This is a genomic window from Roseibium album (genome assembly GCF_965233825.1).
Classification (GTDB): domain Bacteria; phylum Pseudomonadota; class Alphaproteobacteria; order Rhizobiales; family Stappiaceae; genus Roseibium; species Roseibium album.
The window spans coordinates 865,093-889,652 of sequence record NZ_OZ247583.1; the positions used below are offsets into that span (position 1 = coordinate 865,093).

A 24,560-nucleotide genomic window follows, 5' to 3' on the forward strand; every position below is an offset into this window, starting at 1 on the left:
AATGAGGGAACACTTCGAGGCTTTTTCCAGACAAGCCGCCAATCACGTTCCGCTGTCACCGCTTTCCTTCCTGGAACGGACAGCTTCTGTTTTCCCGGATCGCATAGCTGTCATCTACAACGACCGGCAGCTGACCTGGAGTGACGTTCAAGAACGGGTACGGCGGCTTGCTTCGAGCCTCAGGAGCCGGGGTGTCGGCCAGGGCGACACGGTTTCCGTCCTCGCCGCCAACACGCCGGAGCTGTTCGAATTACACTACGCGGTTCCGCTGACAGGCGCCGTTCTCAACACGATCAACATCCGTCTGGAAGCTGAAACCGTTGCCTACATCCTTGATCACAGCGACGCCAGGCTGATCATTGCCGACACCGCCTTTTCCGGCGTCGTCAGCGAGGCCTTCACGATCAACGGCAAGAACATTCCGGTTATCGATATCGACGACCCTGACGGTCCGGGAGGTCAGCGGATCGGCGAGGCAGACTATTCGGAGCTGATCGAAGAGGGCGATCCCGCCTTTGCCTGGCGCGGACCGGAAGACGAATGGCAGGCACTGGCGCTGAATTACACTTCCGGAACGTCGGGGCGCCCGAAGGGTGTCGTCTATCACCATCGCGGTGCCTATCTGATGGCGATGGGAACACCCATCGCCTGGGAACTGCCCCGTCATCCCGTCTATCTTTACACGGTGCCGATGTTTCACTGCAACGGATGGTGCCATGCCTGGACCATGACACTCATGGCCGGAACCATCGTCTGCATCCGACAGGTCACGGGAAAGGCCGTATTCGACCTGATCGGCAAGCTCGGCATCACGCATCTGGGTGGCGCGCCGATTGTACTGTCCATGCTGGTCAACACGCCGGAGGCTGACAGAAAGCCTCTTGGCGGACCCGTCCGGATCATGACGGCAGGGGCACCGCCGCCAGCGGCCGTCCTCGCGGCAACAAAAGCCCTCGGTTTCGAGGTCATGCAGGTTTACGGATTGACCGAAACATACGGTCACGTGGTCCAGTGCCTCTGGCGCGAAGAATGGGAAGATCTGTCCGCGAACGAACAGGCCGAGCTGCAATCCTGGCAGGGTGTCGGATTTCCGATGACCGAAACCGTCGATGTGATCGATCGTGAAACGGGTGACCCCGTCCCCTGGGACGGAGAGACCCAGGGCGAGATCGTCATTTGCAGCAACACGGTCATGAAGGGGTATTACAAGAACGCCGATGCCACCGCGGATGCGTTTTCCGGTGGCGCTTTCAAATCCGGCGACGCGGCGGTGCGCCACCCGAACGGCTATGTCCAGATCAGGGACCGTCTGAAGGATGTCATCATTTCGGGAGGCGAGAACATTTCCTCCGTCGAAGTGGAAGGGGTCCTGCACCGTCATCCTGACGTTGCCCTGGCCGCGGTCGTCGCGCTGCCGGACGAAAAATGGGGTGAAGTACCCTGCGCATTCATCGAACTCAAGGATGGTGCATCGACGACCGAAGAAAGCCTGATTGAATTCTGCCGCCAGCACATGGCCGGCTTCAAGAGACCGAAAAAGATCGTTTTCACGGAGTTGCCGAAGACGGCAACCGGAAAAATCCAGAAATTTGTCCTGCGCGACGACGCCAGGACTCTCTCGGAATACACCAGCTAACAGGGCAGTTTGATCATGACTTTCAAAGCACTCCTCGTGGAAAAGAATGACGAAGGCAAGACCTCGGCGTCGGTTCAGGAACTCGATGAGTCCCGGTTGCCGGAAGGCGACGTGACGGTGGCGGTCGAGTATTCGACACTGAACTACAAGGACGGTCTTTGTGTCGGCCCTGGCGGCGGTCTTGTTCGAAATTATCCGCACGTTCCGGGCATCGATTTCGCCGGGACGGTGCTGGAGTCATCCGACGACTGGTACAAACCCGGTGACAAGGTCGTGCTCACCGGCTGGCGTGTCGGCGAGGCCTGGTGGGGCGGTTATTCCCAGAAGGCCCGCGTCAAGGGCGAGTGGCTCGTTCCGCTGCCCGAGGGTCTGTCGACGCGCAATGCCATGGCGATCGGCACCGCGGGTTTCACCGCAATGCTGGCTGTAATGGCGCTGGAGAACCATGGACTGAAACCTGGAAACGGACCTGTCCTTGTGACCGGTGCGGCAGGCGGCGTCGGTTCGGTTGCAACCGCCATCCTCGCCAATCTCGGCTATGAAGTTGCGGCCGTCACGGGCCGCGAAAGCACGTGGGAGTATCTCAAGTCACTGGGAGCCAGCAGCATCGTGCCCCGCGACGACGTCAACGAAACCGTCAAGCGGCCGCTGGAGGCCGAAACCTGGGCCGGGTGCATCGACGCCGTCGGCGGAGCCATGCTTGCACGCGTGCTCGGCCAGATGAAATACGGAACGTCAGTGGCCGCGGTCGGCCTTGCCGGCGGCGCCGCCCTTCCGGCCACCGTCATCCCGTTCTTGCTGCGCGGTATCAACCTGCTCGGCATCGACAGTGTCATGCGGCCCTATGAGGCGCGCCTTCCTGCCTGGGAGCGCCTGGCAAAGGACCTGCCGATGGACAAGCTCGACGCCATGATCCAGCCTGCAAAGCTGGAAGATCTGCCAAAGCTTGGAGCCGATATCCTGAAAGGCCAGGTCAAGGGGCGTGTGGTCGTTGATTTGAACGCCTGATTTGATCAAGGCGGTCAGCTACCTGACCGCCTCACTTCCGCCTTCAGAAAATCGATCATCACCCGAACTTTCTGCGGCAGGTAGGATCGGCTCGGATAGATCAACCAGGCCGCTGTCTCAAAGGAAGTCGCCGCGCAGGCATGATCCGGGAAGAGGTCGAGCAAGGTGCCTTTCGCCAGATCCCGCTGCACCAGCATGATGGGCAAGAGCGCGACACCCATGCCAAGCCGTGCCGCCGAGCGGATGGATAACGCATTCGAGATCACTGTCGCGCCGCCGACCGGTACGCTGAAGGACTCGGTGTCACCGCCCTTGCGAAACTGCCAATAGGTCCGGAAGCCCGGAATCGCGAAGCAGATGCAGTCGCGCTCCGACAGATCATCCGGGTGCGAGAGCGGTCCCTTTTCCTCAATATATTCCGGCGAGGCAACCACGCGGTAGCTGGTTGTCATCAGCTTGGCAACGATCCAGTCCCCCTTGGGCAAAGATCCGAAGCGCACCGCCAGGTCGACTCCCTCTGCCCGCAGGTCCAGATTGGCATCGGAAGCCAGCAGCTCAATGTCAATCTCCGGGTATCTTTTTCTGAATTCGGGAAGAATCGGGATCAGGCATTCCTGAACGAAGGAGATGCTGGCGGTCATGCGCAAGATGCCGCGAGGCGAGATGGCTGTCGTGCGGGCCTCATCTCCTGCAGCCTCGAGTTCCTCGACCAGTGGTGCGATCCGATTCAGATAAAGCTCTCCCTCGCCGGTCGGCGCGAGACTTCGGGTGCTGCGTTGAAACAACCGAAATCCGACATCCTGCTCCAGCTGGGCTATGACCCGGGAGACGCTCGAGGCGTCCAGATCCAGAAGCCGTGCAACAGCGGCAAAACTGCCGACATCACGAACCAGCAGGGCGGTTTTGAGTGCTGATAGATCCATTCATGCATAATACGCATGGGTTTGATGCATTTCGATCTATTTTTATTAATCGCGCAAGAAACTAGATCCGGACTGCCATTCAACAAGGAAGCAAGTTTCATGACGCAGTTACTTCGCATCAATTCAAGTTCGCGGCTGGAAGGGTCGCATTCGGCAGCGGTCGCCGATGCTTGTGAAGCCGAATTCCGGCAGAAGCACCCTGGATGCCGGGTCATCACGAGAAACGTCGCGGACGGGTCCATTCCGTTGATCGCCCAGAAGACGATCGAGGGTTTCTATGCACCCCAGGACGCACTGACCGACGACCTCAAAGCGGCGACGGTCTTGTCAGATGAACTCATCGCTGAAATTCAGGGATCCGATATGCTGCTACTGGCGGTTCCGATCTACAATTTCTCCATTCCCGCCGCTCTGAAGGCCTGGATTGATCAGATCTCTCGAATCGGCCACACATTTTCAATGGACGAGACCGGATTCAAAGGTCTGGTCAAGGCGCGGCGGGCCGTGATTGTCTGCGCCTACGGTGCCGAAGGCTATTTGCAAGAAGAACCGTTTGCCGCAGCCAATTTTCTCGAACCTTACCTTAAATTCCTGTTCGGATTCCTGGGCATCGAGAAGATCGAATTCGTCCATGTCCAAGGCACGGCAACAGCAGCCCCTGAGGCATTTACCGGCAAGCTGGAGGAGGCACGCTCTGAAGCCAGGCGGGTTGCCTGAATTTTGCGGTGCGGCTTGATGTCATTTCCAGCCGCATGATGGCATCAGCAACCGGCTTGCCGGAGCACGTCCACTGAATGTGCTTCGGCTCCGGATTCCGGTTGCAATCCGCCAAAACCTCCCATATAAGCGCCCGGTCCAGAGTCGTCCGGCTCGTCGTGGACTGGATTGCTGCATCCAGGTGCAGATCCTCCCGACAGATCAAGGGCATGCCGTGTCGGCTCTGAATGCACCAACAAAAAAGTATCCGCTTTTTGGCGGATGCACCAAGGAAAGGATGCAAAATGCCCAAGCTGAAGACGAAATCCGGCGCCAAAAAGCGCTTTAAGGTGACCGCGACCGGCAAGGTGAAAACCGCGCAGGCCGGCAAGCGTCATGGCATGATCAAGCGCACGAACAAGTTCATCCGCAACGCCCGTGGGACAACCACGCTGAGCGACCAGGATGCAAAGATCGTGAAGCAGTTCCTGCCCTACGCATAACGCCAGCCCCGAAGGAGATCATCTAAATGTCACGCGTCAAACGGGGCGTAACCGCCCACGCTCGCCACAAGAAAGTTCTGAAAGCCGCCAAAGGTTATTACGGACGCCGCAAGAATACCATTCGCGTTGCCAAGCAGGCAGTCGAGAAGGCAGGACAATACGCCTATCGCGACCGCAAGGCCAAGAAGCGCACATTCCGTTCGCTCTGGATCCAGCGCATCAACGCAGCAACCCGTGAACACGGCTTGACCTATGGCCGCTTCATCGACGGCCTGAACAAGGCCGGTGTCGAAGTCGACCGCAAGGTCCTGTCGGACCTCGCCATCAATCAGCCGGACGCCTTCAAGGTTCTGGTCGAAAAGGCACAGGGCGCTCTGACCGCCTGAGGTCGTTCCCTGGTTAGATTTTTTGAAAAGCGCAGCCCCCACGGCTGCGTTTTTTTGCTTTTGGTTCCACCGATTTCGATATTTCGCGGGCAACAACAGGTTGCCGTGCAGCAAGGCTTCGGCCACAACCTTGACATCGGTGCGGATGGCAGCCTCTTTCCCGCTCACGCCGCAATCCAGCCCTGGAAGAACGAGTTTTTCAATTCTCCCGAGGTAACCCCAAAAGATCCGGCTGTTAAAAGCCGGGCCGGAACATGTCTCCCTTGCGCAGCGGCACGCTCTAAGAACAGCCCTAGGCTGCATTTCCGTGTCCCCTCCATTTTTTATTGCAAATCCGTCTGTTGCGGGCCTACCCTTTGAAATCCATCTGGTTCGGGCACGTAGACGGAACGTGCCTTGCTGTTACATTGGAGGGGTAGAGACATGGAATTCATTCAATCATTTTTCGGTTTGATTGAGGACCTGACCTGGGGATGGGCGCTGATTCCGTTCCTGGTGATTATTGGTGTTTTCTTTACGGTCGTGACCGGTTTTGTTCAATTCCGGTTCTTCACACGCATGTTCCGCGTCCTTTCTTCCAAGAACCAGACTGGTGATCCGAATGCCATTTCAGCGCGCGAAGCGCTCCTGCTTTCCGTGGGGGGCCGGGTCGGTGGCGGCAACATCGCCGGTGTTGCTGTTGCCATCACGCTCGGCGGGCCAGGTGCTGTCTTCTGGATGTGGGCGGTCGCGCTCGTCGGCATGTGCACCAGCCTGATCGAGTGCTCACTTGCCCAGCTTTACAAACGCTCGGAAGGCGACGGCACCTATCGCGGTGGACCCGCCCGCTCCATCATTCACGGGCTCGGCAAGGACTATCGCTGGCTTGCGGTTCTCTACGCGGTCTGCCTGATCGCATCGTTTGCGTTCGGCTTCAACGCCTTCCAGGGCAACACGGTTGCCGGCGCGGCTGAAGAAAGCCTGGGCATCGGGCGCCTCTGGACCGGGATCGGCCTGACAGCTGTCACGGGACTGATCGTCTTCGGCGGCATTCACCGCATCGCGAAAGTGGCCGATGTCATTGTGCCGATCATGGCCATTGGCTATATCGCAATGGCACTGCTTGTCATCCTGCTGAACATCACGGAAGTTCCCGGCGCGATCTACACGATCGTTGCCAATGCCTTCGGCCTGGAAGAAGCGGTCGGTGGCGGCATGGGCGCCGCGCTGGCGCAAGGTTTGCGTCGCGGCCTGTTCTCCAATGAGGCCGGCCTCGGGTCGGCGCCGAACGTGGCGGCAACCGCGGACGTGCGCCACCCCATCAGTCAGGGTATCACGCAATCCTTCTCCGTTTTCATCGATACGATCATCATCTGCACCTGCACAGCGTTGATCATCCTTCTGGGAGACGTTTACACGCCCGGCGACGAGGGGGTCGACGGCATTGTCCTGACGCAGCAATCGCTGGTGTCCCATCTTGGTGGCTGGACGAGCTACTTCCTGACGCTGGCAATCCTGCTGTTCGCATTCAGTTCGATCATCTACAACTATTATCTCGGCGAGAATGCGCTGACATCAATGACGGGAAACACCGCAGCGATTCAGGTTTTGCGAGTTCTGGTCATGGGTGTGGTCTTTCTCGGCGCAACGGCGCCGGGCGCAACTGCAGTCTTCTTCTTCTCCGATCCGCTGATGGGAATTCTGGCTGTCGTCAACCTGTTGGCCCTCATGATGCTGTTCCCGACCGCCAAGAGAATTCTCGACGACTTCAAGGAGCAGGTCGGCGCCGGTGTTGCCCGTCCGATTCTCGATCCGGACAAGTTCGCCGATCTGGATATCGACCGGACGGCCTGGACTGGGAAGGATCCCGACGCGGATTGAACGTCAACACGCTTGAACGGCCGGTGCCAGTCACCGGCCGCCATCTCCGCCCGGACAACCGATCTTTGCTTTACGTGAATGCGTTCAGGAGCAAAGGGGGGAAACCGGATGTCGACCGGGTTTGGAGCCCAGACCCCCGGCCTTTTCACCGAACAACCTCTCAATAATCTCCGGAAAGTGACGACGGCGGTCCCCGCTGATCACGGCAATCTGTGCGCTTCCACACCAATCCGTTAACTTTTGTGACCCCGTTTTGCCCGGTTTCTGCGGACAAATAGTTAACGCCTTCCTATATTGGCATGGTGATTGCGACGTTTCAGGCAAGACGGCACTTGGCGTGCCATTCTGAAACAACGAGGCGTAAAGAAGTGCGGGTCAACCCGGTTAGTGCAACAGGCCGTGCCATTGTGAGGCACAGGCGTCCCTCTTCGGGAGAAGCGCGTTCAGAGCGCCAGGCGGACTTTGCTGCCCAGTTGCCACCGCCTCCGGAACAGACATTCGAGCGAGAGCAGGAAACCCTGTTCACGCACTATCATCCCAATTCGGCATTTCTCGCCCATTTGATTGCGACAAGCGACGTTGATCTGCAGATACGCGGCCGGAGAAAAACCGTTCCTGAAATCTGTTCGGATGCCTACCGCGCAACAGCTTCGCTGCCGAGAAAGCGCTCTGCCGGACACCTGATCAAGACGGATCGCTAGGCCACGCTCTTCAGAGTTTTGCATTTTTCCAGATGTACCACTGGAATTCCTGGCCCGGAGCGTTGCTTCGGGCTTTTTTTTCACGCCGTCGCACACTCTCGTGAACCCGCACCAAATGTGACGTCTGCCACAGTTTTTCGACGAAAGAGTTCCTATATCTAGCAAAGATCCGGAAGACACCGGACCTCCGACAAGACAGGCCACGGACTGGCCCACCACGGAGTACCGAGATGCAAGTGACACCCGTACCTGCCGTTCATGCCTTGCGCATCCGGCAAAAGCCGCTGGAAATCCCGGCAACCGAGACAGACAAGAATACACAATCCACACGCTCGTTCGCCGACATGACGATGACCCCGGCACATGTCGCCTCTGCAGCCCTGCGTGACACCTATCACGGGACGCATGCAGAATATGCGACCCAGTTGCTGGTCAGTGGCGAAGAATACCCGGAAACTCAGCTGGAACGTCATCTCCACATGGAGCAATACGTGCCCGCAACAGCTCACGAAGACGACGAACGGAGCTACACACTGTCATTGTCGGCCTGACAGACAATCAGTCGTCGATCCTCAGGAAACCGGCCAGGCCGGTTTTCTGGTGTTCGATCACATGGCAATGAAATGCCCAGTCCCCGGGGTTGTCCGCCACAAGAGCCACATCCATCGTTTCTTCCGACAAGAGCAGGGCCGTGTCGGTCACCAGCGGTGGCAATTTGCGCTTGTTTGAGCGGAGCAACTGGAATGAAACGCCGTGAAGATGGATCGGGTGGTCATTCGGCGACTCGTTCCGCAGCCTCAACACATAGGATTTTCCGAGCTTGAGCCGTGCGAGGGGATCGAGAGGCCCGGGCACGTCTCCGGGCCACGCTGTCCGGTTGATCGACCAGAATGTATAACCGAGCGTCCCGCAGATGCTTGCTTGAGGCGCATCGCCTTCGGGCGACCAGCCAAAGACGAATTCTATCACTTCCGCATTCGAAAGATCCGCTTTCGGAACCGGATTCGGAGCCAGGGGCGTCAATTCGCTGAGATCCCGCCTGGTGCTGGCGCCACGCGGGGCGAACCGCGCCAGAACCTTCTGGTCGAATTTCTTTTTCAAAATGAGACTGACGTCGTCTTCCTCGCGATCCGGAACACGCAGGGCGATATCCGCCCGCTGACCCGGTGACAGGACAACGTCCCGGGCCGGCAACGGCATTGGCAACGGATTTGAATCAATGGCGATAACCCGGGCATCCGCACCGGCAATTTCATAGGCACCGACCCTGGTCACATCGGTCACGGCAAGACGAAGCCGTACCAGGCTTCCCGCCTGAAGTTCAAAGACCGGGTCCACGTGCCAGTTGACGGTTGAAACAGTCCCGAATGTGCCGCCCCTGGCGGCGTTGCGTGCCTTGAACAACTTGATGAACTGGCCGTCACCACCAAGCCTGAAATCGCGAATGTTGAGTGGCAGATCGTAATCGAAGCCCGGGTCTTCCGCCTCTTCGACGATCATCACCCCCGTCATGCCCCGCGCCATCTGTTCCAGCGTGTTGCAGTGAGGGTGATACCAGAATGTCCCCGCATCGGGCGGCGTGAATTCGTAGCGGAACGACTGACCTGCTTCGATCGGATATTGTGTGAGATAGGGAACGCCATCCATGGCGTTGGCGATCCTGAGACCGTGCCAATGGACGACGGATGCTTCATCCAGATGGTTGGTCACGCCGATGGATGTTCTTTCCCCCTGCTTGAACCGGAGCACCGGCGGAGGGCCGTCCGGTGAAAAGCTCATCATGTCTTTTGTCAGGGTGCCTGGCACAATGCCATGATCGAGATGTGACATTATCAGTGCATGGTCGGAAGCCTGTGCCTGACCAGCCGCAAAACCTCCGGCGGCAAATGCTGACATTACTCCCGCGGTGCCAAACAGGACTTCCCGCCGCGATAGACCGGGCATTTTCGTTCCTCATGAATTTCGGGCGCGTCCGGCGGCAACAGAACACCAGGTGATTGCATTACACAAGGTTGTTTGTGTCGCAGGGCTATGGCGGTCAATCAGTACCCGCCCGCGTTCCCGTCCTTGCGCGGATCAGACCCGGCGGTGAGGAGGCCACGGGCACGATCGATCATGATTGCCTGGCTGCCTCCGATCGGGTCGTTCGCGGCAACGACGGTATGCCCGAGCGCCTTCAGGCCCTCGATCGTCGACGGAGGGATCAGTCTTTCCGCCTGAAGATCATGGTTCGCCATGTCGAAGAACATGCGCGGGAAATCAATTGCCGCCTGAACGTCCATGCCGTAGTCGATGATGTTGGTCAGCAGGTGTGCGTGACCGGCTGCCTGGTATTGCCCTCCCATGACCCCGAATGACAGCCACGGCGATCCATCCTTGAGCACCATGGCCGGTATGATCGTGTGCAGCGGACGCTTTCCGCCATCGATGGAATTGGCATGTCCCGGCGCCGCCTTGAAGGATTTGCCGCGACAATGAAGCAGAACGCCGCTTTCAGGCGCGACGATACCGCATCCGAAATCGCTGAACAGCGAATTGATAAGCGATACGGAAAGGCCATCCTTGTCGACCACGGTGAGATAGACCGTGTCGGTCTGCGGGCTCAATGCGGCCTCGGGAACGGACGTCATGCGCGCATCAATGGAAACCTGCGCGGAAAGTTGATCAATATAGTCCGATCCGATCAACCGTGTGTGACACACGTCCATATGACCTGGATCCGTGACGAATTTTTCTCGCACCGCGTAAGCGATCCGGGCCGCCTCCATCTCCAGATGGAATCGTTCCGGACCAAGCGGGTCAAGGCTTTCAAGGTCGAATTTTTCCAGGATACCCAACATGACCAATGCGATGACACCCTGGCCGTTCGGTGGCAACTCGGCGACCGTGTGGCCCCTGTAATCGCGCATGACCGGCGACACCGCCGTGGTATGGCAGGCGGCAAGATCGTCTTCGGTAAGCAGACCGCCGCGAGCCTGAACCGCGGAAACGATATCCCGCGCGACTGCACCGGTATAAAAGGCATCTGCACCGCCTTCTGAAATCTTGTCCAGCGTTTCACCCAGATGTGGATACTTCAGGATCGTGCCGGCTGAGGGGGCTTCGCCCCTGATCAGATAGCGTGCAGCGGAAATTTCGTCTGAGCGCAGCTTTTCAACATCTCCCGCCCAGTCCCGGGCAACACGGGGGGCAACCGGAAACCCCTCCCGTGCGTATTCAATGGCCCGCTTGAAGAGCTCCTTGAACGAACGTGTTCCATGGGCCTTGAGCAAGGTCTCCCATGCACGGACGGCGCCAGGCACGGTGACGGAATGTGGTGACGTATCCGTTATTTCCGTTACTCCAAGCGCCGCAAGCCGATCCGGACTCGCGGCTTTCGGCGCAGCGCCCGAACCGTTGAATCCGGTCAGTCGCCCGTCGGATTCCGTCACGATTGCAAAACAATCACCACCGATGCCGGTCATGTGCGGTTCGACGACACATTGGACCGCGACCGCCGCAATTGCGGCGTCGACCGCATTGCCACCATCCTGCAAAATCTCAAGCGCCGCGCTGGTCGCAAGGGGATGGGACGTAGCAGCTGCTGCATTGCGCGCGAAGACCGGAGACCGGCCCGGTGCCTGAAAATCACGCTTCACTGAATTCCTCCCACCCGAATTTCTCTTCATTTGTTCCGTTTCGCCGCAGAAGTTTCTCGGCAAAGCCATCTATTCGTCAGTACGCTGTTCTGGTAGCAAACCCTGATTGCGGCCAGCACCTTAAGGAGTGGCAGTCAAATTCGCAAACCCTCACCGGTTGCGCGGCAATACGAACCATGCGGCTCGATGTTCGGGTCATGCGGTGGCAAACTCCCTGCTGGCACGTGTCTGACCCGTACTCGATATGAACCTCCGGAAGGATGACAATCAATGGCAAATGGCATTTCACTTTCAACGGCTGAGACCATCACTTCCGCCGCATTTGCAAAGGCGGCCGAGCTCGGTTTGAAACCGTTGACCGTCGTTGTCCTGGATGCCGGCGGCCACACAATCATCCTGAAAAGACAGGATGGATCATCGAACCTGCGTCCCGAAATAGCGACCGGCAAGGCAAATGGCGCACTCGCTGTCGGAACGGGCACCAGATGGCTGAATGCCAACGCGGAAACACGACCGCATTTCGTCAATGCACTGAACGGTGTTGCTGGCGGCAACATCATCCCGGTTCCAGGTGGTGTCCTGGTGAGGAACGAAGCTGGTGACACGCTTGGCGCTGTCGGCATCACCGGCGACACATCCGAAAATGACGAAACTTGCGCGGTGGCAGGCATCGAAACCGTTGGCCTGATCCCGGATTGCGGTTGATCGGGCACGAACGGTCAGCAGGACTGCTTTAGTGATTTCCTGAATATCTGGAGCATGCCGGGGTCCACCTTCAAGGTGTCATGAAGTTTCCAGCCCCGGCGTACGAGCAGGGATTGCGCCGATCCGGTCGTCGCGTGGATTTCGTCAAATCCGAGACGATCGGCTTCTCTTTCGGCTGCAGAAACAAGCATGCCGCCAATCCCGGACTGCCGCCGGGGTTGAGGAACGAGGAGTGCGGTCAGCCAGACGCCCGGATACCTGTCCGATCCGGGTGAGGTATCCCGGAGTGACACGGTTCCGAACGGCCTTGACACATTGTCGACAGCGACGAGGCACCGGGGCAGGATGCGGCGGTTGTGCAGGCATTGTTGCAGGTCGGATGCAGGGTTGCCGGGACCGCCAGGACCGTACCAGTCCGGCCACTCGCTCTCAAACCACTGAACGATCTGACCGACAGCCTCCGGTACGGTTTCCAGCGCAACGATGCGAAGTCCGTTGACGGGCCTCGTCTCAAATGCACTCACGCCGGCATGATCAGGACTTGTCGGTCAGCTTGTTGATCTTCTTTTGCATCTCTTCAAGCTGCCTTTTCATTTGGTCCAGATCGCCGGAATCGGACTTCTCCTTTTTCGCCGTACCGGCCGCAGGTTCCGAACCCTCGGCAGTCCCGGCCTCGCCCGCCGGAAAGGGCATGAACATCTTCATTGCCCGTTCAAACATTTCCGTATTTCGCTTGACCTGGTCCTCGATGGCGTCGAATGCCGTTGCTCCGAATGCTTCGCTCATCTGCGAACGCAGTTTTTCCTGCTCTTTCGTCAATGACGTCATTGAATATTCCAGGAAGCTCGGAACAAGTCCCTGCATGCTGTCGCCATAAAACCGGATCAGCTGTCGCAAGAAGGTGACCGGTAGAAGGTTTTGCCCCTTGCCTTCCTGTTCGAAAATGATCTGGGTCAGCACCGAGCGGGTGATGTCATCTCCCGATTTGGCGTCAAAGACCACAAAATCCTCTTCTCCCTTCACCATCACCGCCAGATCCTCAAGCGTGACATAGGTGCTGGTGCCCGTGTTGTAGAGCCGCCTGTTGGCGTATTTCTTGATGATTGTAGGCTCGTTCGTCTTGGCCATCCGTCATATCCGCCTGTCAGCCTTCCGGCTAGTTTTCCGTTTGATGACAGGGCCTCCGCAGACCCGTCATCTCCTCCAATAGTGAGACTAAGCCAATCGTATCGGATCGTGCCACTCTTTTTATGTGCGCCGACGAAAGGATTATACCGCAAATGCGAAAAGAGGGCCCAGATAAGGGCTGATACGGTTGACACGATACCAACGGCAGTTTCTAGTCCTCTCATCGATAAGGATCAAAAGGTGCCCCAACGGCACCCACCTTCTGTGGCCACTTGGCCCCTAGTCCTGGAGAGTAGAATGAGCGCTTCCACAGATATCGTCATTGTCAGCGCGACCCGCACACCCGTAGGGTCCTTCAACGGTTCCTTCGCTAACGTTCCGGCGCATGATCTGGGCACCATTGTCATGAAAGCCGCGATGGAACAGGCCGGCGTGGACGGCGGTGACATCGACGAAGTCGTCTTTGGTCAGGTGCTGACCGCAGCGCAAGGCCAGAACCCCGCCCGGCAGGCCGCGATCAATGCCGGCATCGCCGACAGTTCGAGCGCCTGGACATTGAACCAGGTATGCGGCTCGGGCCTGCGTACGGTCGCTATCGCAGCGCAGCAGATTCAGACCGGTGACGCCAACATCATGATGGCCGGTGGCCAGGAAAGCATGTCGCTCTCTCCGCATGCCGCCTACATGCGCAGCGGTCACAAGATGGGCGACTACAAGATGATCGACACCATGATCAAGGATGGCCTCTGGGACGCATTCAACGGCTATCACATGGGTCAGACGGCCGAGAACGTCGCCGAAAAGTGGCAGATCAGCCGTGATCAGCAGGACGAGTTCGCTGTCGCCTCCCAGAACAAGGCGGAAGCTGCCCAGAAGGCGGGCAGGTTCAAGGACGAAATCACACCGGTCACTGTCAAGGAACGCCGGTCGGAACGTGTTGTCGAGGACGACGAATACATCCGCCACGGCGCGACCCTCGAAAGCGTCGCCAAGCTGCGTCCTGCTTTCTCCAAGGAAGGCTCGGTGACGGCCGCAAACGCGTCGGGCATCAATGACGGCGCAGCCGCCATTCTCGTCATGAGCGCCGCCGAAGCGGAAAAGCGCGGTCTGACCCCGCTTGCCCGCATCGCGTCCTGGTCAACGGCAGGTGTTGATCCCGCGATCATGGGGTCCGGTCCGATCCCGGCGTCCCGCAAGGCGCTTGAGAAAGCCGGCTGGGCTGCTGCCGATCTCGATCTCGTCGAGGCAAACGAAGCCTTCGCCGCGCAAGCCTGTGCCGTGAACAAGGACATGGGCTGGAACCCCGATATCGTCAATGTCAATGGTGGGGCAATCGCGATCGGACACCCGATTGGTGCATCCGGTGCCCGCGTCCTGACCACCCTGCTCCATGAAATGAAGCGCCGCGACGCCAAGAAGGGCCTCGCCACGCTTTGCATCGGTGGCGGCATGGGCGTCGCCATGTGCCTGGAGCGCTGATCGTCGGACATTGACAAGGATCATGGCCGGATCGGTCCGGCCATGATTGAAAATCGCAAATTCTGGAACAACAGAATTTCGAAGAGCCCTGGGGCACAGACCCACAGGGCCACAACTGGAAGTCAGGAGGAAGGGGAATGAGCAAGGTCGCATTGGTCACTGGTGGAACGCGCGGCATCGGCGAAGCAATTTCGCGCGGTCTGAAAGACGCCGGCTACACCGTGGCAGCCACCTACGCCGGCAATACTGAAAAAGCGGAGGCCTTCAAGGCCGACACCGGCATTCATGTCTACAAATGGGATGTCTCCGACCCTGACGCCTGTGCAGCTGGAATAGCGCAGGTTGAAAGTGAACTTGGCCCTGTTGAAGTGCTGGTCAACAATGCCGGCATCACAAGGGACGGCATGTTCCACAAGATGAGCTTCGACCAGTGGCGCGCAGTCATGTCGACGAACCTCGATTCCATGTTCACCATGACCCATCCGGTCATCAATGGCATGCGTGGTCGCGGATCTGGTCGCGTCATCAACATCTCCTCCATCAACGGCCAGAAAGGTCAGATGGGCCAGACGAACTACTCGGCTGCCAAGGCGGGTGTGATTGGATTCACCAAGGCTCTGGCACAGGAAAATGCCTTCAAGGGCATAACCGTCAATTGCGTCTGTCCGGGCTATATCAACACGGACATGGTCGCCGCCATGCCGGAAAAGGTCCTGGAGTCCATCATTTCCGGTATCCCGGTTGGCCGTCTCGGCCATCCTGAGGAAATTGCACAGACCGTTGTCTACCTTGCCTCCGACGCGGCCGCGTTCATGACCGGTGCGGTGATGACAATCAACGGCGGTCAATACGTCGCGAACGGCTGACCAGACCACGTGATATGTTCCAGGTTCAAGGGGCGCCCGCTGGGCGCCCCTTTTTTCGTCAAAGGCACTTGCGGGCTCAACAGAACCCCGCACCGGATATGGCAAACAAGCGATCCTGTCCCACACCGTCAATATGCTGCTGGTTCTGTGCGCCGTGCAGGAATTTCGAAGTCAATTTTGAACCCTTGAAGCGCGAATGACCGCAGAGCGGCACAAAGCGACCTTCGCTGAATCAGCCTAAATTGGAAAGTTGGGCGGGAAGCAGACTTTTGCTTCGGATTGAACCAGTGACCGGATCGGGACCTGGAACTGACTGGCGAGTTTAGGTTCGTCCGACTAACAAAGTGGACGTTCACTTACGCTGGACGCGCGGACACTAGTGGCTCTCTAGTAACCTTTGCACGTCGTGCGACGAACGGCAGCTTTGCATATCGGGGCTAGATCCTGCGAACGATCGAATTTGGGAGAAACCGTCGTTGGTTCTAGCGCAGCGAACGTCTGGTTAGAACCCAAACCCTCTGGATACTGCGCATTTGACGAATAGCAGTGAAGTGCAGATATCCGACACTGGACTTGCTAAGGTTGATTCTGTGCGCGAGGAAAGAGGCGGCACCTCGCCTCGTCATTACGAGTGGAAACAGTGTATAGATTTCGAGAGATAATGAGACGCAGTCTGGTCTTTGTCAGATCTCGGAGCTGACGGATGAAACACCTTATCATTACCGTTCATGGGATACGTACATATGGGCGCTGGCAGTCTCGCTTGGAAAACCTGATCAATTCAGGGTCGAATAAACGAAAAGCAGAATTTGCACACTATAAATACGGAGTATTCACGCTTGTTTCCTTTCTAATTCCATATTTGCGAAGACTAGCCGTGCGTCGCTTCAAAAACGAACTGGTGACCATAGTTGAAGAAGGCCAGTATTCGTCCGTTGACATCGTAGCCCACAGCTTCGGCACATATCTGAGTGTTGAAGCATTGCACCAATTGGCTGGAAGCAGTGGTCTACGAATTAGAAACTTAATTCTCTGTGGTAGCGTTGTTTCACCAGACAGAAATCTGAACGTACTTCTGGCCAAACGGGGTAATGTTTCGCGTGTCATCAATGACTGTGGAACCCGAGACGGAGTTCTATTGCTTACGCTTCTTGTATTTGGTGTTGGCATGGCAGGCAGACTCGGCCTGCAGGGAATGTCACGCGACAAACTAATAAATCGATTCTTTTGCTTGGGGCACAGTGGGTATTTTGGAGAAGGTGGAAAAGACCCCGACGCCTTCATGCGGAAGTGGTGGGTGCCAGTTCTTAATGACGGAGAAGTGGCGTTATCCGATGAACGTTCTGAGGCACCAAATTTCTCGGATCGTTTCTGGGCTGCACTTGGCTCTAACGGATCATCGGTGACCGTATCAATTTATGCCGCGGTTCTAGGAAGCTTGGCTTTCTCGTTTTGGTCGCTTTGGGCGGATGCTGTTGAAGCACGACGAACATCAGAGTTCAGGCACGCTAGCGCTTTGGCCGCACTATCTTCTATTGAGCTCGAAAGCGGATATCCGGCAACGGCCAAGAAGCTTGCTCTCCATGCCTACAACACAGCAACTTCTGCAAATTCCAAAGTTCCGCCTGAGGTTTGGCAATCCTTGTTCGAAGCCTCCCGGCAAGACCGGCAGATAGCTGTCTTTCGGGGGCAGGATAAAGAAAGACAGCCTCTCCTGTTCAATAAGGCCGGCAACAAACTGCTTGCAGTGTCTGATGACGGCTATCCAACCCTTTTGGATTTTGGGAACGAGAAGAACACGATCAAGTTTCAATTCGACCGCTTTCCTTACACCGTGGGCCTTAGCGACGACGGTTCAAAACTTCTTTCGGCTTCCAACGATTCATACGCCAGAGTCACGAATACCACTGACATCGCTGATAGTACCGATCTGTTACCAAACACTCAGCATTCCTTTGCCTTGTCTTTCATGTCCACTGACGGAAGATATGTGGTGGTGCCAAAATATAGCGGGGGGCTGTATGTGTACGACATCAACAAGCCAGCGACGCCCGCGTTCATACTTGACAAGCTCCCAGGAAAATCGCTGAAAAGTGCCGCATTTAGTCCCGACAACAAATGGCTAGTGATGGGGTTTGACACAGGTAAACCCGGACTTTTCAATCTTCAGGAACAAGGCGAAGTCACTTCCTTGCCCTACAGTGATCGTTGGGACCAGGAACTAAAATTCAATCGCGACGGAAGCGCCATCCTTTCGGTTGACGCAAGCGGTGGTCGACCACAGGTCTGGAATTTGAGCGACCTATTGAATCCGATCGAACTTGAAGGTCACAACTCCCCCGTTCGCACGGCCGAATTTGGACCAGAAGGCAATAAGATTGTAACTGGGTCTGAGGACGGGATTGTTCGGATTTGGGATGCTGGGGGTGCTGAATTACACGTTCTCACTGGGCATGAAGGCAAGATAAATCACGCTTCATTTCACCCCAGTGGCAAAAGCGTCGTATCTGCATCGTCAGATGGAACCGCGAGAATCTGGAGGATTGGTGAAAATCGGAAATCGGTAGTGCTGCGTGGTCACAGAGGTAGTGTTGATCGGGCAACTTTTGATCCACTCGGTCGATTTGTGGCGACAGCCTCGAGCGACGGAACAATCAGGTTTTGGGACCCAAGTGAATTGGATGGCAAGCGGATAATTGAGGGGCACACCGGTCCAGTCAACTCTGTATCTTTCTCACCAAGCAGCGCATTATTGGTCACAGCATCAGACGATCTATCGGCAAGGATCTGGGACATTCATGATGGTGCTATTTCAACGGCCAGATTCCAGCACGATCGTAAAGTGAGTCGGGCGGTCTTTGATTCGAGCGGCGAAACGGTGTTTTCGTCGTCATTTCGAGATCGTGTCTTCGCGTGGCAAACTTCCGTGCCCGACAAAGCTAGGCTAAGCACCCCAGCCTCCGGTGCTCTGGCAATAGACCCCGCAGGCGATCGCTTTGCTACCGGAACATTAGACGGAATTCTTCACATTTGGGCGTCCAAAGAAGCCAATGAACCAACCGCGTTGTCTGGTCACACGTCCGAGATATCCTTTGTAAAATTCAGTCCTGATGGGAAGTGGATTTTGTCGATTGGAAACCGCTATGCATTGAACGATCCACCCAGAGTCTGGAATTCTCGCGACAGCTCTAAAGTATTCGTTCTCGATAATTTGCCCAGTAATGCGAGAACAGGAACATTCGACAACGCCGGTGACCGGGTCGCTTTGGGGCTGGACGACGGGTCGCTGGTCTTGTGGGATTTTGGAACAGCGAATGAACCGATTGTTACAAGGCGGCACCACAATACGATAACTGAAGTGATATTCAGTCCAAACGGTGAAAGTATACTTACTGCGTCGGAAGACTTCGCTGCGTCAGTTTGGGATGCCCGGAACTTGCTTGAGCCCCTTTTTCAAGTGCATCACAATGCCCCGATATTTGCAGCGGACTTCCATAGTAGTGCAGAGCTATTTGCTACGGCATCCGGCAAAAACCAGGACAATACAGTTCGCATTTGGAGAGCGGATGGAAGTGGTGAAGCTATTATTTTAGAGGGACACAACGACATTGTATACGATGTCGAGTTTAGTCCGGATGGCGAATGGGTTGCGACGGCATCAAAAGACAACTTAGCAATTCTCTGGCCAATACGAGGCTTGCCGCTAATTGAGCATGCCTGCAATCGGTTGCCGGAAAACAAATTTACGCGGCGGGAGTCTCAAGAATTCGCTCTGCCGGCAGACTTAGAACTTTGCAAATAGACTTCCCGAGGCAGAATTGGGATGACTGGTATACTTATTGCAACGACTTTCGGATCTAAAAACTTCCAAAAACGGGAAAATTCTGTCATCAAATTAAAAGGTTACCGGTCCTTGAAAAATCGAAAATGATAGTCCGGTTTGCCCGCATCCCGGTCATTTCCCTTCACTGTTTTGAAGGTCTGCTTTTAGCGTTAGGGCTCGAAGGGGCGAACATCCGAATTGGCGGCAAAGCTGCCATTGAGCCAATAGGTAGTTAATGACCGCTTTGGGCCGTCTGTACCAGTAGTTGCTCCCGGTCGAAGGTCTTGAATGGACTCTAAGCGGTCGTTGCGGGCTTCCGGATAAATAGGTCCTGACCTCAGGCAAGTATCATGCTGACCCGGTCATCCAGATCCTGCCGCATTGCCTCGGCGGTCCAGCCCGCTCTTCCGCGAAACATGTAGCCCTGCCGGATGTCATAGAGCAGCCGCGCCCGTTCCAGCGACGGAAATGTCTGTGGCAGAACCTTCTTCTCCTTTTCAAGATCAAAGCGGGCCGCCAGACGCCTGTCTGTATCGTCGATCGCCTTTTCGACCCTCTCCTTGACGCCGTCCACCTCACCAATGCTTGCCGAAACGCTTGATGCCAGGAAACAGCCCTTGGCACCACTCTCGTGTGCGGTCGCATAGACGATGACTTCTTCCAGAAATCCCCTGACCGCCAGTCGAATGTCGGGTTCGCCCTCGAAGACGACAATCGGCGCGCAACCGTCGACGTCCCCGTAAAGATCTATGGTTTTCAGAAACAGTTCGCGCTTGTCGCCGAAGGCCGCATACATGCTGGGACCACTGATGCCCATTGCCTTCGTCAGGTCTTTCAGCGACGCACCGTCGTAACCCTTGGCCCAAAACACATTCATCGCCGCCATCAGAGCTTGCCGGCCATCAAATGTTCGTGGGCGTCCCATTTTTTTTGTATCGTTCAATATATATCTCTTGACTCTGCTGGTTCACAATATTTATGTATCGATCATTATATATATCACGGAGCCATGGATGACAAACAACAAACCCCTTGTAGGCGAGACTTTCCCCAAAATTACCGTACCGCAACTGGGCGGTGGCAATCTGGAGCTTGGCAAGCCTGACACCGGTCACGACTGGCGGCTTGTAGTCGTCTACCGCGGTAAACATTGCCCGATATGCACCCGATACCTGAAGGAACTTGGCGAGATAGCGCCGGATCTGGCCAAGATCGGCATCGATGTCGTCGCCGTGTCCGCCGACCCCGAAGATCGCGCCGGAGAGCAGATTGCAGAGGCCGGCGTCAGCTTCCCTGTCGGGTTCAATCTAGACATTCCTCAGATGCGGGAACTCGGTCTTTATGTGTCCAATCCCCGATCTGCGCAGGAAACGGACCGTCCTTTTTCCGAACCCGGCCTCTTCGTCGTCAACGACGAGGGCAAGCTACAGGTAACCGATATTTCGAATGCACCCTTTGCCCGTCCGGCGCTTTCCTCAGTGCTGATGGGTCTGAATTTCATCAAGAATCCCGACAACAACTACCCGGTAAGAGGGACCCACAATGATCGAAGCTAAAGACCCCGCACATGAAGTCAGGGATGTAATCGAAACGCTGATTCAAAACGTCTCGAGAAACAATGACGCCATTCTCGACGAGATTTATCACGACGACATGCAAGTGATCATGCTCGACCCGGACGACGGGATCAGCGTCTCAGACAAGAATGCCATGAAGGACATCATTCGCTCCGCTCTTGAGGCCAACAATGGCACGATTGGAACCTGGGCAAAATTCCATCACATCACGGTGGACGGCGACAGTGCCCATGTCCTCGTCTCAAGACAGAACGAACTGACCGGCCCCGATTTGCAGATCACCCTGGGGATAGACCTTAAACGGCAACGGGATCGCTGGCAGATCACGCGCGAGGTAATCGTGACAAGACCAAGGTCCGAGGCAGCCTGAGAGACATCGGACGACAGGCAGGCGATAGCGGCCTTGCCAGACCGGCACACAACTTCGAAAGATCGCAATATGAATCTCAAGATGTCTATTGGGGGGATCGCGCTTGCAACTGCACTGGCGGCCAGCGTCGTCTCCACAGACGCAAAAGACAACTCTCCCTCCATCGAACTTCATGAGTTGAATGATAAATTCAACGAAGCTGTTTCCAATCACGACGCGGAGGGAATCCTGAAACTTTACGCGGACGATACCATCTGGATCGAACAGGGAAAGCCGGCAACGAGCGGATTGCAACAACCCAGGGAACTCTTTGAATTCGTGACGGCCAACAAGGGAGAGGTGACCCATTCGGTCGACACGTTGTTCATCTCGGACGACGGAACGCTGGCCGTCATGATCGGATCGGTGGTCGCAAAAATGGAAACCGTGGGAATGGATGCGACCGGAACATATCTCTACGTTCTGAAACCGACAGACGACGGATGGAAAGTGGTCACCGACATGTGGCACCAGCACGCGAAATAGGCGTTCCTCGGGACATGCCGAAATCTCGCAAGCGCCGGTGTCATTGGTTCGCCGGCGCTTCCTGTTGTTGGGATTTCGACTTCAGGAAATCCAGAAACGAGCGTGTGGTCGACACCGGTTCCTGCTCGGCAAGAGGCGTTACCCGGGTTACTGTCATGTCGAAAACGGCAATCATCTCAATCTGGCCGTCCAGCAGAGTGATCTCCTGCTTGGTCGGCCGGATGCTCAGCGTTCCTGTCAGTCGAACCGGCTCGTAAACCGAATCTGCCTGCCATTCTGTCGCCAGTGTGTATCGGATCATCTGGTTCGGGTCCGGTGCCGGCATATGGCTGCACATACCGCGCTCAGGCACCAGGTATCCGCTTGTTGACATCTCGCTGTCCGCATCGAGAACAGGTATGACATACCCCGGGATCGCGATTTCCTTGCCGTCGAGGTTGGAGTTTCCGGCCATTGCGGCTTTCGCACGTTTTCTGCCGATCGTTTTTCTTTGCGACAACAGCCAGTCGACGTCGATACCCGAAACCGCCAGTTTCGCCTCTAGACGCTTGAGCCGGTCTTCGATCTGAAGCCGGTCTTCCGTGGCCAAATCCGGTTTGGCGAGATTTTCGCGCAAACGGATTACGGTGCCGAGCGACCGAAGCTCCGAAACGCTCAAGCTTGTGAAGGGATCCTCGAATTCCGCCACTTTCCGGTCGATCAGGTCCTGCCAGTCCACTTGCGTGGCAGCCCAGACCGGCTGAAGCATTCCAATCAAAAATACCAGGCACAAACACAGGCGCATTTCGAAAAATCCGTTCGGCACTTGAAGTCGGATATCAGCGACATACCAGATTAACGCACCAGAGGCACTTCACATTGGCGCGTGGCACAGATCAGGGGCGGAGCGAACTTGAAGTTTGGACAAATTCCCGACGCGTGATGATTCAACTGCTTACCGGGCATTGACAACAAGTGAGCTGGGCAAAATCGCTCGCTTCGAATCTCCTGTCTTGTGGGCAAATTGCAAACTCCCCATCGTTTCGAATTGTCCATCCAAGCGTTCTTCGGCACATTCTTTTATGAGCGACCGGTTTTTTGTCGTGTGATAGGAAACAAATCCGAATTTGAAGTAGCTCCATTCCCAGACCTTGTTGTTGGTCGTAAGCAGAAAGTGAGCATCGCTGTCGCGTTTTGGCGCTGTCAGCAATGTGAACTCGAGCCATGATCGAGCAGCATCTTGCCTGTCGACATTCCAAAGGCAGTAATCTGCATCACCTATTGTTTCACGCACGGCAGCTTGAACGACCGACGGGTAATGAAACCAACTGTACGATGTTAGCAAAAGCAGCGTGAGACCGCATCCGAGACAAGCCTGACGCAAGAAGCTGAGAGCTGTTGGCCGTTGCTGTGCCAAAAGCCACCAAGTGCCGACCATACTGGCACTGAGGACAGCCAGGCCGATATGCAAACCAACGGGATAAGGAAAATTCTGAGTCGACCAGGTCAAGGAGACAAAAATCAAGAACGTCACGCAAGCAGATATCCAGAGCCCTGTCACCAGGTGTCCCCACCAGGGCAATTCCAAATCACCACCTGGATCGAATTTTTCGTTATTGAAGAGCTGTAAAAGACCGGTCAAGCCGCTGCGAAACAAGCTGCTGCCGGCAAATCCGGCAACGACAAAAACAAAAACGAGTCCGCCGACGAACCTCGCAACTGAGTCTTCCGGGTTCAGTTGCGCCAAGACCAGGAAACCACAGGCTGCAGCAGCACAGAGCCTGAGGCCAGACGTCAACCTGAATAGATGCAACGGAGCCGTCGCAAGGGAACCAAGAACCACGAAAGTCAGCAAGAAACCTAAGAACTGTTCCATTTAAGATCGCAATAAACGTGAGCCGAAAACACTGCCCACTATGGATCGCAGAACCGTTTGCACTATTCGAATAGGTTTCACGCAAGATACGTGCAATGGCTCCTTGAGTCTTTCAGGGAAACGGCTCCAATATCAGTTCGACAAGCGACCGCAGTAATATCGCGCCAAAAACCTTGACCCGCCTACCTCTTTGACCCTATTTCCCGGGAACACCTCTTGAGGAGCCGAAGCCCGCATGGAATTTGAACACGCCCCGAACGATCCCACCCGCAAGGAATTATCGCCGCTTTTGAAACTGGCGCTCGAGCTGGGCCCACTCGGCGTGTTTTTCCTGTTCAACGCCAGGGGTGAACAGATCGCGGAAGCCTTTCCGGTACTGCAATCCATCGGGCAGCCGATTTTTCTGGCAACGGCAGCCTTCATGGTCGCCATCACGATATCGCTCACCGTCTCCTTGTGGCTGACCAGGCGCCTGCCGATCATGCCGCTGGTGTCAGGCGTGGTTGTGCTCGTGTTCGGCGCACTGACGCTGTGGCTGCACGACGAACTCTTCATCAAGCTGAAGCCGACGATCGTGAACTGCCTGTTCGGCTCGATCCTGCTTGGCGGATTGTTGTTCGGCAAATCTCTGCTTGGTTACGTCTTTGACAGCGCCTTCAAGCTGACAGATGAAGGCTGGCGCAAGCTGACACTCCGATGGGGCCTGTTCTTCTTCGTTCTGGCCGTGATCAACGAAATCGTCTGGCGCAGTTTCTCGACAGACTTCTGGGTCAACTTCAAGGTGTTCGGCGTCATGCCCATCACGCTGCTGTTCACGCTGACCCAGTTGCCCCTGATTCAGAAATATGCTGTTACGGACGAGTCCAAGGATGCCTGAGGCC

Annotated in this window: 24 protein-coding genes; 16 read left to right on the forward strand and 8 right to left on the reverse strand. The window is 56.2% G+C overall.

Annotated elements, in window-relative coordinates; all coding sequences use genetic code 11:
- Position 1 precedes the first annotated feature (1 nt).
- Positions 2-1,636, forward strand: a complete 1,635-nt coding sequence (locus tag ACO6TI_RS04020; RefSeq protein WP_422384401.1) for an acyl-CoA synthetase — start codon at positions 2-4, stop codon at positions 1,634-1,636.
- A 15-nt stretch (positions 1,637-1,651) separates the two neighbouring features.
- The gene (gene acuI, locus ACO6TI_RS04025) at positions 1,652-2,644 is read left to right on the forward strand and encodes an acryloyl-CoA reductase (RefSeq protein ID WP_350184614.1); all 993 of its coding nucleotides are present in this window, start codon (positions 1,652-1,654) and stop codon (positions 2,642-2,644) included.
- A gap of 14 nt (positions 2,645-2,658) precedes the next feature.
- Here the strand turns inward: acuI and ACO6TI_RS04030 are convergent, their stop codons facing one another.
- Positions 2,659-3,567 (reverse strand): LysR family transcriptional regulator, encoded by a 909-nt coding sequence (locus tag ACO6TI_RS04030; protein ID WP_196900201.1) that lies wholly within the window; start codon positions 3,565-3,567, stop codon positions 2,659-2,661.
- A gap of 99 nt (positions 3,568-3,666) precedes the next feature.
- On the opposite strand from ACO6TI_RS04030, the gene ACO6TI_RS04035 reads away from it, so the two are divergent.
- From ACO6TI_RS04035 to ACO6TI_RS04060, 6 genes are all read left to right on the forward strand, one after another.
- Positions 3,667-4,284 carry an FMN-dependent NADH-azoreductase gene (locus tag ACO6TI_RS04035; RefSeq protein ID WP_350184615.1) on the forward strand — a complete coding sequence of 206 codons (618 nt, stop codon included), beginning with the start codon at positions 3,667-3,669 and terminating at the stop codon, positions 4,282-4,284.
- A gap of 284 nt (positions 4,285-4,568) precedes the next feature.
- Positions 4,569-4,766, forward strand: coding sequence for a 50S ribosomal protein L35 (gene rpmI / locus ACO6TI_RS04040; protein ID WP_023002610.1), 198 nt, complete (start codon positions 4,569-4,571; stop codon positions 4,764-4,766).
- Between the two features lie 26 nt (positions 4,767-4,792).
- Positions 4,793-5,152, forward strand: a complete 360-nt coding sequence (rplT, locus tag ACO6TI_RS04045; RefSeq protein WP_055115051.1) for a 50S ribosomal protein L20 — start codon at positions 4,793-4,795, stop codon at positions 5,150-5,152.
- A 423-nt stretch (positions 5,153-5,575) separates the two neighbouring features.
- Positions 5,576-7,012, forward strand: a complete 1,437-nt coding sequence (locus ACO6TI_RS04050; RefSeq protein ID WP_055115055.1) for an alanine/glycine:cation symporter family protein — start codon at positions 5,576-5,578, stop codon at positions 7,010-7,012.
- A 368-nt stretch (positions 7,013-7,380) separates the two neighbouring features.
- Positions 7,381-7,713 carry a hypothetical protein gene (locus ACO6TI_RS04055; protein ID WP_208992938.1) on the forward strand — a complete coding sequence of 111 codons (333 nt, stop codon included), beginning with the start codon at positions 7,381-7,383 and terminating at the stop codon, positions 7,711-7,713.
- Positions 7,714-7,943: 230 nt separating this feature from the next.
- Entirely contained in the window at positions 7,944-8,264 is a 321-nt protein-coding gene (locus ACO6TI_RS04060) for a hypothetical protein (protein WP_108875661.1), read from the forward strand.
- Positions 8,265-8,271: 7 nt separating this feature from the next.
- On the opposite strand, the gene ACO6TI_RS04065 is transcribed toward ACO6TI_RS04060, so the two are convergent.
- Together ACO6TI_RS04065 and ggt are read right to left on the reverse strand one after the other, a co-directional pair.
- Positions 8,272-9,657 carry a multicopper oxidase family protein gene (locus tag ACO6TI_RS04065; RefSeq protein ID WP_422384402.1) on the reverse strand — a complete coding sequence of 462 codons (1,386 nt, stop codon included), beginning with the start codon at positions 9,655-9,657 and terminating at the stop codon, positions 8,272-8,274.
- A 98-nt stretch (positions 9,658-9,755) separates the two neighbouring features.
- Positions 9,756-11,351: a gamma-glutamyltransferase gene (gene ggt / locus ACO6TI_RS04070; RefSeq protein WP_055115639.1), complete on the reverse strand. Its 1,596-nt coding sequence runs from the start codon at positions 11,349-11,351 to the stop codon at positions 9,756-9,758.
- A gap of 270 nt (positions 11,352-11,621) precedes the next feature.
- Here ggt and ACO6TI_RS04075 point away from each other — a divergent pair, with 270 nt between their 5' ends.
- Positions 11,622-12,056 carry a GlcG/HbpS family heme-binding protein gene (locus tag ACO6TI_RS04075; protein WP_029062756.1) on the forward strand — a complete coding sequence of 145 codons (435 nt, stop codon included), beginning with the start codon at positions 11,622-11,624 and terminating at the stop codon, positions 12,054-12,056.
- 14 nt (positions 12,057-12,070) lie between these two features.
- On the opposite strand, the gene ACO6TI_RS04080 is transcribed toward ACO6TI_RS04075, so the two are convergent.
- The gene (locus ACO6TI_RS04080; RefSeq protein ID WP_422384403.1) at positions 12,071-12,580 is read right to left on the reverse strand and encodes a GNAT family N-acetyltransferase; all 510 of its coding nucleotides are present in this window, start codon (positions 12,578-12,580) and stop codon (positions 12,071-12,073) included.
- A gap of 10 nt (positions 12,581-12,590) precedes the next feature.
- Positions 12,591-13,184: a polyhydroxyalkanoate synthesis repressor PhaR gene (gene phaR / locus ACO6TI_RS04085; RefSeq protein WP_104703262.1), complete on the reverse strand. Its 594-nt coding sequence runs from the start codon at positions 13,182-13,184 to the stop codon at positions 12,591-12,593.
- A 297-nt stretch (positions 13,185-13,481) separates the two neighbouring features.
- On the opposite strand from phaR, the gene ACO6TI_RS04090 reads away from it, so the two are divergent.
- From ACO6TI_RS04090 to ACO6TI_RS04100, 3 genes are all read left to right on the forward strand, one after another.
- On the forward strand, positions 13,482-14,663 hold the full coding sequence (locus ACO6TI_RS04090) for an acetyl-CoA C-acetyltransferase (RefSeq protein WP_196900198.1): 1,182 nt from the start codon (positions 13,482-13,484) through the stop codon (positions 14,661-14,663).
- Positions 14,664-14,800: 137 nt separating this feature from the next.
- On the forward strand, positions 14,801-15,529 hold the full coding sequence (gene phbB, locus ACO6TI_RS04095) for an acetoacetyl-CoA reductase (RefSeq protein ID WP_029062752.1): 729 nt from the start codon (positions 14,801-14,803) through the stop codon (positions 15,527-15,529).
- A 703-nt stretch (positions 15,530-16,232) separates the two neighbouring features.
- The gene (locus ACO6TI_RS04100; RefSeq protein ID WP_422384404.1) at positions 16,233-19,331 is read left to right on the forward strand and encodes an alpha/beta hydrolase; all 3,099 of its coding nucleotides are present in this window, start codon (positions 16,233-16,235) and stop codon (positions 19,329-19,331) included.
- A gap of 358 nt (positions 19,332-19,689) precedes the next feature.
- Here ACO6TI_RS04100 and ACO6TI_RS04105 read toward each other — a convergent pair whose 3' ends face one another.
- On the reverse strand, positions 19,690-20,295 hold the full coding sequence (locus ACO6TI_RS04105) for a TetR/AcrR family transcriptional regulator (protein ID WP_158705480.1): 606 nt from the start codon (positions 20,293-20,295) through the stop codon (positions 19,690-19,692).
- A 70-nt stretch (positions 20,296-20,365) separates the two neighbouring features.
- On the opposite strand from ACO6TI_RS04105, the gene ACO6TI_RS04110 reads away from it, so the two are divergent.
- The 3 genes from ACO6TI_RS04110 (at position 20,366) to ACO6TI_RS04120 (ending at position 21,824) form a co-directional block, all read left to right on the forward strand.
- Complete coding sequence (locus ACO6TI_RS04110) at positions 20,366-20,908, forward strand: redoxin domain-containing protein (protein WP_348316671.1); 543 nt, start codon at positions 20,366-20,368, stop codon at positions 20,906-20,908.
- Entirely contained in the window at positions 20,895-21,299 is a 405-nt protein-coding gene (locus tag ACO6TI_RS04115) for a hypothetical protein (RefSeq protein WP_422384405.1), read from the forward strand. Before ACO6TI_RS04110 ends, ACO6TI_RS04115 begins: the two co-directional genes overlap by 14 nt.
- Before the next feature lie 69 nt (positions 21,300-21,368).
- A complete protein-coding gene (locus ACO6TI_RS04120; RefSeq protein WP_422384406.1) occupies positions 21,369-21,824 on the forward strand; it encodes a YybH family protein in 456 nt (151 codons plus the stop codon).
- A gap of 40 nt (positions 21,825-21,864) precedes the next feature.
- Here ACO6TI_RS04120 and ACO6TI_RS04125 read toward each other — a convergent pair whose 3' ends face one another.
- On the reverse strand, positions 21,865-22,572 hold the full coding sequence (locus ACO6TI_RS04125) for a DUF3299 domain-containing protein (protein ID WP_196916794.1): 708 nt from the start codon (positions 22,570-22,572) through the stop codon (positions 21,865-21,867).
- A 186-nt stretch (positions 22,573-22,758) separates the two neighbouring features.
- Positions 22,759-23,679 (reverse strand): hypothetical protein, encoded by a 921-nt coding sequence (locus tag ACO6TI_RS04130; RefSeq protein WP_422384407.1) that lies wholly within the window; start codon positions 23,677-23,679, stop codon positions 22,759-22,761.
- Positions 23,680-23,914: 235 nt separating this feature from the next.
- Here ACO6TI_RS04130 and ACO6TI_RS04135 point away from each other — a divergent pair, with 235 nt between their 5' ends.
- Positions 23,915-24,556 (forward strand): septation protein A, encoded by a 642-nt coding sequence (locus tag ACO6TI_RS04135; RefSeq protein WP_029062833.1) that lies wholly within the window; start codon positions 23,915-23,917, stop codon positions 24,554-24,556.
- Positions 24,557-24,560 lie beyond the last annotated feature (4 nt).